This window comes from Actinomyces radicidentis (assembly GCF_001553565.1).
Lineage (GTDB): Bacteria > Actinomycetota > Actinomycetes > Actinomycetales > Actinomycetaceae > Actinomyces > Actinomyces radicidentis.
The window spans coordinates 1,286,997-1,300,006 of record NZ_CP014228.1 but is presented as its reverse complement, the minus strand read 5'-3'; the positions used below and the strand labels follow the sequence as shown (position 1 = coordinate 1,300,006).

Below are 13,010 nucleotides of genomic sequence, written 5' to 3'. Positions count from 1 at the left end.
GCGCACCCGTACCCTGAGCCCGATGCCGCAGCCTCCCGCCACCCACGCCCAGCGACCCGCCGGGCCCCGTTCCCGCCTCACCCAGCTCGAGGCGGCGCTCGCCGGCGCCTTCGTCGTGGGCTTCGTCGTGTGGTCCTGGCTCGTCCTGCACGGGGCGCTCCACGGCCTGGACACCTCGCTCCGGCCCCCGGCCCTGGCGCCGCGCTCGGTCCTGGGGCAGATCACCGAGACCTTCAGCCTCCTCACGCACCCCTTCCTCATCCTGACCGCGATCGTCGGCGTCGCCATCTTCTCCTTCAAGCAGCGGATGCGGCGGCTCTCTCTCGCCCTGGGCGTCGGGGCGGCCGGCATCGTCGTCCAGCTCGTCCTCTCCCTCGTTCTCGACGTCGAGCGCCCCGCCACCGCCTTCGCCGACTCCATCTCGCACGTCGGAGGCGCCTACCCCGCCGGGCACGTCACCGCCATCACCCTCGGCGCGTGGGTCCTCGTCACCCTCACCCGGGCCCACCGCCGCCGCTCCACCTCGATCGTCACCTGGGCCCTCACCGGGGCGGGCGTCGTCCTCCTCACCTCGATCGCCCAGTGGGCCATGGGCCTGGAGCGCGTCTCCGACGTCGTCGGCGGCCTGCTCATCGGAGGCGCCTTCGCCAACCTCGGGCTCACGATCGGCGGCATCGACCCCATCCTCGCCGGATGGGCCCACCTCGGACTCCCGGAGGGAACCGTGGACAAGCGCGCCGCGATCATCCTCAACCCCACCAAGTTCGACGACCTCTCCCTCCTGCGGCGCCGCGTCGAGGCCGACATCCTGCGCACCGGCTGGCAGCCCAGCCTGTGGCTGGAGACCGAGCCCGACGACCCGGGCCGCGACGCCGCCCGCCGCGCACTCGACGCCGAGGTGGACCTCGTCCTCGTCGCCGGCGGCGACGGCACGGTCCGCGTCGTGTGCGCCGAGCTCGCCGGCACGAGCACGCCCGTCGCGCTCATCACCTCGGGCACCGGCAACCTCCTGGCCCGCAACCTCGGCGTCCCCCTCGACACCGACGCCGCGCTGCGCCTCGCGCTCACGGGCGAGGCGCGCCCCGTCGACGTCGTCCGCTGCGCCTGGGACGACGGCGAGGACCGCTTCGTCGTCATGGCGGGCCTGGGACTGGACGCGCAGATCATGGACTCGACCAACGACGATCTCAAGAAGGTCATCCGCTCGGGCGCCTACGCCGTCGCCGCCGTCCAGAACGCCGTCCCCGACCCCTTCACCGTCGCCGTCACCCTCGACGACGGCGAGCCCCAGCAGCACGACGTCGTCATGGCGCTCCTCGGCAACGTCGGCACCATCACCGGCGGTATGACCCTCTTCCCCGAGGCCGCCCCGGACGACGGCGTCGTCGACCTCATGCTCGCGAGCCCCGAGCGCGTCGCCGACTGGGCCAAGCTCGGGGCCCAGATCCTCATCGGCAAGGAGATGGAGGGCTTCACGCTCCTCCAGGCCCGCAAGGTGCGCCTCGAGGCCGACTCCCCCGTGCCCTTCGAGCTCGACGGGGACACCGAGGGCGAGACGAGCCGCCTCGAGATCGAGGTCGAGCCCGGCGCCCTGCGCGTCGTCCAGCCGGCCGACTGAGACCGCCGGGACCCCTCCGACGGGGCGACGTCGGGGGCGGCACCGCAGCGCCGAGCGGCCCCGTGCGGTGCACCGAGGACCTCGCCGGACGCGGCGCGCGGTGCCGCCCCTCCCCCGGCCCGCGACCGAGCGCTGCCTACACTGGCCGCTGCCCCACCCGCACGACACGTCAGGAGCGATCCATGGCAGCCCCGATCCCCGCGTCCCTGCGATCGCGCGCCACGGTGGCCCTCGGGCGGGCGGCCCGCGCGGCGGCCCGCGTGCGCGGCGGCGGCTCGGGCGGCACCGCCTTCCCCGGCCTCGTCATGGAGCGCACCGACCCGGGATTCCTCAAGCGCACCCTCGACCAGCTCCCCCAGGGCGTCATCGTCGTCTCCGGCACGAACGGCAAGACGACGACGACGAAGATGGTCGTCCAGCTCCTCGAGGACCAGGGCCTCACGGTCCTCACCAACCGCACCGGCTCGAACTTCGTGCGCGGCGTCCTCGCCTCCCTCCTCACCGAGGTCGACGCCGCCGGCCGCGTCCACGCCGACGTCGCCGTCCTCGAGCTCGACGAGGCCCACGCCGTGCGCTTCGTCGAGCTCGTCCACCCGCGCGCCTGCCTCCTCCTCAACGTCATGCGCGACCAGCTCGACCGCTTCGGCGAGATCGACTACACCGCCTCCCTCCTCCACAAGGTCGCGGCCGCGACGAGCGAGGTCGTCGTCACCAACGTCGACGACCCGCGCCTCGGCGGCGCCACCTTCCTCGGGGACCTGACCGCGCGCACGGCGGGCTTCGGGGCCGGCCCCGCGCTGCGCTCCCTCTTCCTGTCCGACGACGACCTGCGCACCGGCGGCACGACCGGCTCCACCACCGAGCCCGCCGAGGCGCACCCGGCCGGAGTCGGCTCGGCCACGGCCCCGGGCGCCGACGACGTCCCGCGCTCCGCCGCCTCCCGCGAGGCCACCGTCGGCAAGACCGTCGCACCGCCGTCGTCGGAGGTCGTGCCCGAGCCGCGCGTCGTCCTCGAGCACATCGAGGGGCAGCGGGCCGCGGTTCGCGTCGACGCCGCGGAGCGGACCGTCGACTTCGCGATCCCCGGGATCCACAACCAGCTCAACGCCTGCGCGGCCCTCGCCCTCGTCCTCGAGGTGCTCGGCGAGCGGGTGGACCTCGAGCGCGCCCTGCGGACCCTGTCCGAGGTGCAGGCCGCCTTCGGCCGCGGCGAGGTCCTCGAGCTCGACGGGCACGACGTCCAGCTCTCCCTGGTGAAGAACCCCGCCGGTTTCCGCATGGGGCTGCTCACCGCGGAGGAGGCCGTGCGCGTCGGCGGGCCCGAGACCGTCATGATCGCCATCAACGACGAGTACGCAGACGGCCGCGACATGTCCTGGCTGTGGGACATCGACTTCTCCGCGCTGCGCGAGGAGGGGGTCGCCGTCGTCACCGGCGTACGCGCCTGGGACATGGCACTGCGGCTGCGCTACGACGACGTCCCCGTCGGGATCGTCGAGCCGGACCTCGACCGCGCCATCGAACGGCTGCGGAAGGCGGCGGCCACGGACGCGGACAAGAGACCGGCGGACGGGCACGACTCCGCCGGTTCGATGCGCGTCTTCACCACGTACACGGCGATGCTGGCACTGCGCGCCCGGCTCGCCCGTCTCACCGACGTCGAGGAGGTCATGAAGTGAGCACCGACCCGATCCTCTACGAGCACACGACGGACGGCTCCGCCCGCGGATCCCTGCGCCTCCTGCAGCTCTACCCGCGGGACATGAACATCTACGGCGACTGGGGCAACACCCTCACGCTCGCGCGCCGCGCCCAGTGGCAGGGCTACGACGTCGAGGTCCTCGCCTACGACCCCGGCGACGAGCCGCCCACGGACGTCGACCTCGTCGTCGGCGGCGGCGGCCAGGACTCGGGGCAGGAGCGCATCAAGGCGGACCTCGTCGAGCGGGCCGCCAACCTGCGCGCCTGGGCGGCCGACGGCGTACCCATGCTCGTCATCTGCGGGCTCTACCAGCTCTTCGGGCACCGCTTCGTCACGGCCACCGGCGGGGAGATCCCCGGCATCGGCGTCTTCGACGCGGAGACGGTGGCGGGGCCTGGGCGCCTCATCGGCAACATCACCCTGGACAGCCTCGAGTTCGGCAAGGTCGTCGGCTACGAGAACCACTCGGGGCTGACGACGCTCGCGCCGGGCGCGACGCGCTTCGGCACCGTGGTCACCGGCGACGGCAACAACGGGACCGACGGCTCCGAGGGTGCCCGCGCGCACAACGTCATCGGGACGTACCTGCACGGCTCCCTGCTGCCGAAGAACCCGCTCGTCGCCGACTGGCTCCTGGCGCGGGCCGTCGAGCACACCGGTGGGAGCTGGGCCCCTGTGCCGATCGACGACCCGGTGGAGCGCTGGGCCGTGCGCGCCCGCGAGGTCGCCATGGCCCGCCCCCGCTGAGCCTGCCCCCTCCCCCGAGATCGGGACATCCTGACCTCGAGATCGGGACATCCGGCACGCCCGCGCACCGCGGCCGGTCCGTCGACGTCGCCCCGCCACCCCGCGGCCGCCGTCGACAGGCGCAGACCACCGAGAACAGTCCGGTGGACGAGGTCAGTACCCGTCGTCCTTCAGGTCCAGGTCGATCTCGAAGCCCTCGGCGGGCACGAAGCAGAAGGTCGCCGAGCTCGAGCCGCCAGCCCTGTCGTCGTCCTCCCGCTGCGGGGTGGCGCTCATGAGCGTGAAGGCCCCGACGCCGGTGCGCGTCGCGGACTCTCCGACGTGCAGATCCGTGCCGGCGGGACTCGGGATCGTGAGTTGAGGCCATGAGGGCTCCTCCCTGGGGATGGGCGCACAGGCCCGACGTCACCACCCCGGCTGAGCCGCTACGAGGACCGTAGGAAGCGGCGTGCCCGACGGCGATGGGCGCCGGTCACCATCCGGGACCGGCGCGCGAGCCCCAGGAGGCATGACCACGACGCTGCGAGGCGGGGCCCCACCGGCCCACCGGCCCGCCGATCACCATCTCCCGATCTCGCGGTCAGGATGTCCCGATCTCGGGGGACGGGAGCGGGAACGGGTGGGGCTCGGCGCCCGCGGCGGCGCCCCGTTAGCCTGGGGGCATGGCCACTCCCGAGTTCATCCTGTCCCTGCGCGAGAAGATCGGGCACGATCAGCTCTGGCTGCCCGGCGTCAGCGTCGTCGTCGTCGACCCCGAGGGGCGGTTCCTCCTGGGCCGGCGCACGGACACGGACCAGTGGGCCGTCGTCTCCGGCATCCCCGAGCCCGGTGAGCAGCCCGCCGCGGCGGCGCTGCGCGAGTGCCAGGAGGAGACCGGCGTGACCCCGGAGATCCTCGCGGTGACGAGCGTCGAGGCCGAGGAGCCCATGGCCTTCACCAACGGGGACCGCTGCGTCTTCATGTCGATCAACTTCATCGGCCGGGTCGACGCCGAGGCCGCGGAGAGCGCGCACGTCGGCGACGACGAGTCCACCGACGTCGCCTGGTTCGCCCCCGACGAGCTGCCCGCCGGACTGCGCCGCTCGGCCGTCAGCCGCATCGAGGCGGCCCGGGCCTGGCTCGCCGACCCGAGCGCCGGCGCCCGCTTCCGCCTCTGAGGCGCCGGACCCTCCGACCGGCCCCCCTCGTCGCGATCCGGCGTCGCGATCCGGCGCCTGCGCCCCCGATCGGTGCGTTCTCAGCACCGGTCGAGGCCGGAACCACCGGTTCGAGCACGGGGGCCGAGATCGGGTCGGGACCCACGTCCCGCTCCCGGAGCTCGCGGAACCGACTGTGACGTGCACGAAGGTCCAGATCGCGGAGATTGACGACTCAAGGCTTTCCTATCTCTGTCATATGAGGCTAGCCTTACTTCCGTCAGGGCGGTCGAGCCGCCGCGTCGGAGCGAGGAGCAGGTCGTGAGCGTCGTCGTCGAGGAGTCCCGCGCCGCGGGCACCGCAGCCAGCGCCGCCACCTCCCCCGCGCCCCCCTCCGCGGTCCCGCTCCACCTGGTCCGCCGCGGCTCGCGCGCCCGCGTCCGCGCCCTGTCCGAGGAGCGAGGCGCTCAGCTCGCCCGTCGCCTCGCCGACCTCGGCCTCGAGCCCGGCCGCGAGGTCGAGGTCCGCCGCGCCGCCCCCATGGGCGACCCCACCGTCTACCGGGTCGCCGGTTACGAGGTGAGCCTGCGCCGCCGCGACGCCTCGCTCGTCCTCGTCGACGTCCTCGATGAGGGCACCGACCGCCTCACGCTCGGCGAGCGCCTGCGCGCCCTGCACGCGATCCGCGCCTCGCGCCACTGAGCGCCGTCGAAGCACCCCCGTCACGCCGCACCCCCGAACCGCTGAAGCACCTCACGACGCCATGACCCAGCCCGCACCGCAGCAGCTCCACCTCCACCAGTCCGGCCACGTCCACGACTCCGGCTGCGCCCACCACGGCGCGGGCGCCGACGGCGGCGCCTCCTGCCACTGCGGGGCCGCCTCCGGCGAGGTCGACGCCGCCAACGACCGGATCGCCCTGGCCGGCGCCCCCAACGCCGGCAAGACCTCCATCTACAACGCCCTCACCGGCCTGCGCGCCAAGACCGGCAACTACCCGGGCGTCACCGTCACCCGCGCCGTCGGCACCTGCCGGCTGTCGGGCGGGCGGGGCACCGAGGCGGGCTCGGACGGCCCCGAGGCCGTCACCATCGAGGACCTGCCCGGCGCCTACTCGCTCGAGCCCATCAGCCCCGACGAGCAGGTCGTCCGCGACGTCCTCACCGGCGGCCTCGAGGGCATCGAGGCCCCCGACGCGCTCGTCGTCGTCGTCGACGCCACCACCCTGTCCCGCTCCCTGGCCTTCGTGGCCCAGGCCCTCGCCGTCGGCCTGCCCACGTGCCTCGCCGTCACCATGACCGACGAGCTCACCCGCCGCGGCGGGCACCTCGACGTCGCCGCCCTCGGCCGCGCCGTCGGCGTCCCCGCCGTGCGCGTCATCGGCAACCGCGCTACCGGCATCCCCCAGCTGCGCGAGGCCCTCGCCGGCTGGCGCACCTGGGAGCGCGTCCCCTTCGCCCCGCCCACCGAGGGCGCCGAGCGCGTCTCCTGGACCGAGTCCGTCCTCGCCGCCGCCGACTACACGGCCCCGCACGAGGACCCGGTGACCGCCAAGGTGGACCGCGTCCTCCTCCACCCCGTGTGGGGGACGATCGTCTTCGCGCTCGTCATGTACTTCTTCTTCCAGGCGATCTTCACCTGGGCGGCGCCCTTCCAGGACGCCATCGAGGCCGGCTTCTCCTGGCTCGGATCGCTCGTCCACTCCTGGCTCGACGGGCCCGCGCCCGCGGTCGCCGGGCTGCTCGGCGACGGCATCATCGGCGGCGTCGGGAGCGTCCTCACCTTCATCCCGCAGATCATCATCATGTTCACCCTCATCGCCCTCATGGAGGGCATCGGGTACATGTCACGCGCCGCCTTCCTCATGGACAAGGTGATGAGCTCCGCCGGCTTGGAGGGGCGCGCCTTCGTGGCTCTGCTGTCCTCCTTCGCCTGCGCCATCCCCGGGATCATGGCGACCCGCACCCTGCCGAGCGCCAAGGACCGCCTCGCCACGATGCTCGCAGCCCCACTCATGACCTGCTCGGCGCGCCTGCCCGTCTACCTCATCATGATCTCGATGCTGGTCGGTCCGGAGGCCAAGGTGGGGCCCCTCAGCGCCCGCGGAACGATCATGTTCGTCCTCTACCTGGCGGGCGCCGTCGCCGCGATGACGGCCTCCTGGGCCGTCAAGAGGCTCACCGACCGAGGCGGCGTCCTCCTGCCCTTCTACATGGAGATGCCGCCCTACCGCGCCCCGCGCGTGCGCACCGTCGCGACGATGGTGTGGGACGCCGCCAAGGGCTTCATCAAGAAGGCTGGCTCGACGATCCTCGTCGCCACCCTCCTCGTGTGGGTCCTGCTCAACGTGCCCGGCCGCTCCGAGTCCGAGTTCCAGCAGTTCTGCCAGTCGGACACCACCTGCGCCGCCGTCGCGCAGGCCGACGCCGACCCCGCCTCCTCCACCGTGACCGGCGACGACGGGGCGGTCGTCACCGACGCCGACGAGCTGGCCACCCTCTACGACGCGCAGCGCACGAGCTACCTCATGGACAACTCGATCGGCGCGACCATCGGCAAGGCCGTCCAGCCGGTCTTCGAGCCCCTCGGCTTCGACTGGCGCGTCAACGTCGCGATCCTGTCGTCCCTGGCGGCCCGCGAGACCTTCGTGGCGACCCTCGGGCAGATCGGCGCCGCCGGTGACCCGGAGAACCCGAGCGCCGAGCTCACCCGCATGACCTACCAGCACGACACGCTCACGAACGACGCGGGCGACCTGCTGTTCAACCCGGCGACCGTGGCCGCGATCCTCGCCTTCTTCGTCTTCGCGATGCAGTGCATGGCGACGGCGGCGACGATGCGCCGCGAGACCGGCACGTGGAAGTGGCCGCTCATCGCCTACGGGTACCTCTTCGTCCTGGCCTGGGCGGCGGCGGCGCTCACGCACCTCGTCGTGGCCGCGCTGCTCTAGCCACTCGCCGAGATCGGGACATCCTGACCGCGAGATCGGTCGCACCGCTCGCTGAGCTCGGTCACCCCCACCGACCACCTCGAGCACCGGAAGGAGCAGCCATGGGAGTCGTCCCCACGCACCCGTCGACGACGCCGGACCCCGCCGTCCTGCGCTGGACGGTGCCCGACGGCCTCCTGCCCTTCACCGGCACCGTCGCGCACGCGCCGGGACTCCTTCAGGCGCTGCTCGACGACGGGACGCTCTCCGGGATCGAGGTCGCACCGGGCGCCGTCCTCACCCTCCTCGCCCCGGACCGGACCTGGGCGGTCGAGGGCCCGCGGGTGCAGCGCGCGCTCGTCGACGGGCTCGGGACGCCGTCGTCGTGGAGGTCGGCCGACAGCGCCGTCGGCGTCGGACCGGATGACGCCCTGCGCGCCGCCGCCCTCGAGATCGCGGCGGGCCCGGTCGGCGACATCGCCCATCTGCACGGCGGGAGCTTCGAGGTGCGGGAGGTGGCCGACGGCGTCGTCGAGGTGGGACTCCAGGGCGCGTGCCACGACTGCCCCGCCGCCGTCATCACGATGCACGCCCGCTTCGAGCACCTGCTTCGGCGCCGCTGCCCCTGGCTCGTCGAGGTCCGCGAGGCCGAGGGCACCTAAGGGCCGGGCGGCGCCGCCTGGTCATCGTCCCAGCTCACCGCCGAAAACGAGGTTTGTCATCGAAAACGAGGGAAGTTCCCTCGTTTTCGATGACAAACCTCGTTTTCGCGATCGTGGAAGACCACGGGTCGTCGAGCCGGACCCCCGACGGCGCTCGGCTCAGTCGCGGGGCTGGCGCTCCGCCCACTCGCGCGGGCTCACGCGCACGCCCGTGTAGAAGGGCGCGTCGAGGCGCACGTGCATGCGGGCCTCGGTGTAGCGCTGCTGGTGGATGACGCCCTCGAGGCGGTCCAGGGTGTCCGCCTCGAAGGCGAGGATCCACTCGTAGTCGCTCATGCCGAAGGTCGACAGGGTCGATCCCTTGACGTCCGGGTAGGCCTGGAAGCCGTTGCGACCGTGGTCCTTCATGATCCGCGAGCGCTCCTCGGGCGGGAGGAGGTACCAGTCGTAGGAGCGGATGAAGGGGTAGACCTGCACCCAGTCGCGGGGCTGGACGCCGCCGAAGCAGGCGGGGACGTGGTAGCGGTTGAACTCAGCCGGGGTGTGCAGACCCATGCAGGACCAGACGGGCTCGAGGTGACGGCCCAGCGCGCTGGCGCGCAGACGGTGGTAGGCGTCCTGGAGGACCTCCGGGTCGTCGTCGATCCACCAGACCATGAGGTCGGCGTCGGAGCGCAGGCCGGCGACGTCGTACCAGCCGCGCGTCGTCACGCCGGACTCCTCGACGAAGTACGTGGACTCGCCGATGAGGCGCTGGCGGTTGGTCTCGAGCGCGGGCAGCGGCGAGGTCAGCTTGAAGACGGCGTAGAGGGCGTAGTGGTTGTGGTCGTTGACGGCGTCGATGTCGACGTTGCGCTCGTCGCGGGGGTCCCACTGGTACGTGCGGTCGGACTTGGTCTCAGTGCCTGCGTCCTGCGCGACGGGGGTGGTCTCGGTGCTCATCGTCTTTCCTTCGGTCGGGGTCGTTGAGCGGTTCGGTGGTCGTGGCGATCAGCCGCGCGGGCTGCCGACGGCGTCGTCGTCCCGGGTCCCAGTGTGCGCGGTCCAGAGCCGCGCCGCCGGTCGCTGGGCGGGGCGGCGCGGGTCAGTGCGCGCCGGGCCGGGCGCCCGGGTGGGCGCCGTGCCCGTGCGGGGGCCGGGCGGCGGGGCGGCAGCACGCGTCGGGGCAGACGGTGTGGAACGGTCCGGTGCCGGTAGTCGACTCCGGGACGACCTCCTCGCCCCGGGCGACGGCCGCGCGCTCGAGGAGCACGTCGGCGAGCGAGGCGATGAAGGCCGGGTGGGTGCCGGCGGTGGCGGCGCGGACGTACGGGACGCCGAGGCGGGCGGCCGTCTCCCTGGCCTCCGTGTCGAGGTCGTAGACGACCTCCATGTGGTCGGCGACGAAGCCGATGGGGGCGACGACGACGCCGGCCGGGATCTCGACGGGGGTGCCGTCGGTGAGCCGGCCCGTCATGAGGGACTCGAGGTGGTCGTTGACGTCGGGCTCGAGCCAGCGCGCCTGGGGCGGGCCGGAGCGGGAGCAGTAGACGAGGTCGTAGTCGAGTGGAGCCCGGGACTCCTCCGGCCAGATGCGCTGGGCGACCTCGGGGACGAGGAGGGCGGCGAGGCGCTCGTGCTGCTCGACGTAGGTGATCTCGGTGGAGAGGTCCGCGGCGACGCCGGGCTCGAGGGCAGCACCGGGTCGGGGATCGCCGTCTCGGCCACCATCCGCGGCCCTCGTCCCTCGGGCCGCTCCTGCCAAGCCCGCCACGCCTTCGACGGCGTTCCCCGACCCGGCCACGAGGACCGAGCGCTCGGCCTCCGTCGGCGCGGAGCGCTCGCTCATGGAGGTCGGGATGGAGTGGGTGACGAGGACGAGGCGGATGGCCTCGGCGGGCAGGCCCTGTTCGGTGAGCTCGCGGTAGGCGGCGGCGATGGCGTCGGCGTTGGCCTCGAGCATGCCGGGGGTGTTGTAGAAGGGCCGGGTCTTGTCGACGACGAGCTCGACGGGCTCGCCGCCCTTCCCGCCGACGCGGGCCGCGGCGTCGGCCACGAAGCCCTCTCCGGTCGAGCCGTCCGTGCCGGCCGCCAGCTGCGCGAGCGCGGCGGCGGTGTCCTCGCGGTACTGGCGGCAGCCGGAGTAGGAGCCGTAGGCGGAGGTCGTCATGGTGAGGATCCGGCGGGCGCCGCCGTCGGCGACCTCGCGGAGGGCCTCAGTGACGAAGGGGTGCCAGTTGCGGTTGCCGATGACGATGGGCACCTCGGACCCACGCCGGACGAGCTCGGCGCGCAGGGCGTCGAGCATCTCGGCGTTGCGCGCGTTGATCGGGGAGACGCCGCCGAAGCGGCCGTAGTGCCCGGAGACCTGGAGGAGGCGCTCGTCGGGGACACCGCGGCCGGCGGTGGCGTTGCGCATGAAGGGAAGGACGTCGTCGGGACCCTCGGGGCCTCCGTAGGACAGGACGACGACGGCGTCGTAGGGGGCGAGCGGGTCAGTCTTCGTGACGGTCATCGGACTCCTCAGTGGTGGCGCGGGCCGGTGTCCCCGGCTCGGGCACGGTGGTGGGTGCAGTGGGCGCGGCGGCCGTGGCCGCGGTTGTCGGTCCGGCCGCGGACGCGTCCCCGGCGGCGCCGGCGAGCGGCTCCCCGGACGGCGTCGTCCGCTTGGCGGGGCAGTGCGAGGGCGGCAGGGGCAGGTCCTCGAGGAGGGCCTCGGCGACGTCGTCGCCGATGAGGAGGCCGAGGGAGGCGAGGTAGTCCTCGTCACGGCCAGTTTCCCCCGCCTGGCGGGCGGCGACGGTCGGGTGGTGCATGATCCGCGCGGCGAGGTGGCGCAGGGCGCGCTCGGCGGCGTCGGCGTCGACCTTTCCGTCCTGGACGGGCAGGCGGTCGACCTCGATCTGGACGACGTCGTCGACGAGGCCGCGCATGGCGCGCACGACGGGGTCCATGCGCCGGCCGCCGAGGAGGCGCTCGAAGACGGCGACCTCCTCGTCGACGACGGCGCGGGCGCGGCCGACCTGCTGGGCCTCGGCCTCGGGGACGGCGCGCTGGACGCTCGGCAGGTCGATGAGGAGGACGCCGGGCAAGGCGCCGACGGAGCGCTCGACGTCGCGGGTGAGGGCGAGGTCGAGGATGACGAGGGGCCGCTCGGCGGGGACTGCGCGGCTCGCGGGCTCCTCGCGGCGGTCGAGGAGGGCGGCGCCGGCGGGCCGGCGCAGGCGGGCAGCGGGCTCGACGAGCTCGCGGGTGAGGACGGGGGCGCCGAGGCCGCGGCAGGTGACGACGAGGTCGGCGAGCTCGAGTGCACCGGGCAGCTCGGCCTCGCTCACGGGGCGCAGGCGGTGGCCCTCGACGAAGGCCTGGGCGCGGTCGGAGCGGGAGTAGACCTCGATGTCGGTGGCGCCGCGCTCGCGCAGGGCGGTGACGGTGGCGCCGGCGTAGGCGCCGGTGCCCACGATGAGGACGCGGCAGGAGGCCAGCGGCGGGAGGCTGCGCTCGGCGAGGTCGAGGCCGACGGCGACGACGGAGCGGCCGTTGCCGGCCAGGCCGGTCTCGCTGGCGACGCGGCGGGAGGTGGTGGAGGCGTGCTCGACGGCGCGGACGACGTCGGCGGTGGCGGTGCCCTCCTCGGTGGCGCGCCTGAGGGCGCGGCGGAGCTGGCCGGCGATCTCGCGCTCGCCGACGACCATGGACTCCAGGCCCGCGGCGGTGGCGAAGAGCTCGGTGTGGGCGTCGTGGCCGGCCCAGGTGGTGAGGAGGGCGGCGTCGGGGTCGACGGGGTCTTCTGCGCCGGGTCGGACGACGACGGGGGCGCCGGAGCGCTCGGCGAGGAAGTCCGCGACGGCCTCGGCGAGGTGCTGGGCGTCGCGCTCGGCGCGGCCGGGCGCGGAGGGCGGTGCGTCGAGGAGGAGGGCGAGGCGGTTGCAGGTGGGCAGGACCAGCGCCCCGCGCAGCGCGGGGACGGCGTTGACGAGGTCGGGGCCCAGGTGCGTGGAGACCGCACCCAGGCGTGCGACGGCGTCGAGGCCCTGGGTGCGGTGGTCAGCGGAGAGGAGGTGGAGTGTCACGGCGGTCGTATTGAACCATCGGGGGCGTCCGTGAGCACAATGTCCCCGCCCTCTCCGGAGTATTTTCCGACGGACCGTCAGAACCAATTCCTGACGGCTCGTCAGCACATCATTTTTTCCGCGCCATCACGCCGAGAAGTCGAGGTGTTCGTATTCCAAGGAGG

General features: G+C 73.6%; 11 protein-coding genes. 7 read left to right on the top strand and 4 right to left on the bottom strand.

Annotated elements, in window-relative coordinates; translation table 11 throughout:
• Positions 1 to 22 precede the first annotated feature (22 nt).
• The 3 genes from AXF14_RS05460 (at position 23) to AXF14_RS05450 (ending at position 4,067) form a co-directional block, all read left to right on the top strand.
• Positions 23 to 1,618 (top strand): diacylglycerol kinase family protein, encoded by a 1,596-nt coding sequence (locus AXF14_RS05460; RefSeq protein ID WP_067941497.1) that lies wholly within the window; start codon positions 23 to 25, stop codon positions 1,616 to 1,618.
• Between the two features lie 206 nt (positions 1,619 to 1,824).
• Positions 1,825 to 3,297: a Mur ligase family protein gene (locus AXF14_RS05455; RefSeq protein ID WP_236756216.1), complete on the top strand. Its 1,473-nt coding sequence runs from the start codon at positions 1,825 to 1,827 to the stop codon at positions 3,295 to 3,297.
• Positions 3,294 to 4,067: a type 1 glutamine amidotransferase gene (locus tag AXF14_RS05450; protein WP_067941493.1), complete on the top strand. Its 774-nt coding sequence runs from the start codon at positions 3,294 to 3,296 to the stop codon at positions 4,065 to 4,067. Before AXF14_RS05455 ends, AXF14_RS05450 begins: the two co-directional genes overlap by 4 nt.
• Positions 4,068 to 4,220: 153 nt before the next feature.
• Here the strand turns inward: AXF14_RS05450 and AXF14_RS14670 are convergent, their stop codons facing one another.
• A complete protein-coding gene (locus AXF14_RS14670; RefSeq protein WP_257721779.1) occupies positions 4,221 to 4,343 on the bottom strand; it encodes a hypothetical protein in 123 nt (40 codons plus the stop codon).
• Between the two features lie 386 nt (positions 4,344 to 4,729).
• On the opposite strand from AXF14_RS14670, the gene AXF14_RS05445 reads away from it, so the two are divergent.
• From AXF14_RS05445 to AXF14_RS05430, 4 genes are all read left to right on the top strand, one after another.
• The gene (locus AXF14_RS05445; protein WP_067941491.1) at positions 4,730 to 5,224 is read left to right on the top strand and encodes an NUDIX hydrolase; all 495 of its coding nucleotides are present in this window, start codon (positions 4,730 to 4,732) and stop codon (positions 5,222 to 5,224) included.
• 300 nt (positions 5,225 to 5,524) lie between these two features.
• The gene (locus AXF14_RS05440) at positions 5,525 to 5,905 is read left to right on the top strand and encodes a FeoA family protein (protein WP_084355382.1); all 381 of its coding nucleotides are present in this window, start codon (positions 5,525 to 5,527) and stop codon (positions 5,903 to 5,905) included.
• Positions 5,906 to 5,966: 61 nt separating this feature from the next.
• Complete coding sequence (gene feoB / locus AXF14_RS05435; protein WP_067941489.1) at positions 5,967 to 8,153, top strand: ferrous iron transporter B; 2,187 nt, start codon at positions 5,967 to 5,969, stop codon at positions 8,151 to 8,153.
• Positions 8,154 to 8,254: 101 nt separating this feature from the next.
• Positions 8,255 to 8,794 (top strand): NifU family protein, encoded by a 540-nt coding sequence (locus AXF14_RS05430; RefSeq protein ID WP_067941487.1) that lies wholly within the window; start codon positions 8,255 to 8,257, stop codon positions 8,792 to 8,794.
• A gap of 159 nt (positions 8,795 to 8,953) precedes the next feature.
• On the opposite strand, the gene hemQ is transcribed toward AXF14_RS05430, so the two are convergent.
• From hemQ to AXF14_RS05415, 3 genes are all read right to left on the bottom strand, one after another.
• Positions 8,954 to 9,736, bottom strand: a complete 783-nt coding sequence (gene hemQ, locus AXF14_RS05425; RefSeq protein WP_067941485.1) for a hydrogen peroxide-dependent heme synthase — start codon at positions 9,734 to 9,736, stop codon at positions 8,954 to 8,956.
• A gap of 142 nt (positions 9,737 to 9,878) precedes the next feature.
• Positions 9,879 to 11,288, bottom strand: coding sequence for a ferrochelatase (locus AXF14_RS05420; protein ID WP_067941483.1), 1,410 nt, complete (start codon positions 11,286 to 11,288; stop codon positions 9,879 to 9,881).
• A complete protein-coding gene (locus tag AXF14_RS05415; RefSeq protein ID WP_084355381.1) occupies positions 11,269 to 12,846 on the bottom strand; it encodes a glutamyl-tRNA reductase in 1,578 nt (525 codons plus the stop codon). The genes AXF14_RS05420 and AXF14_RS05415 overlap by 20 nt, the downstream gene beginning before the upstream one ends.
• Positions 12,847 to 13,010: the final 164 nt, after the last annotated feature.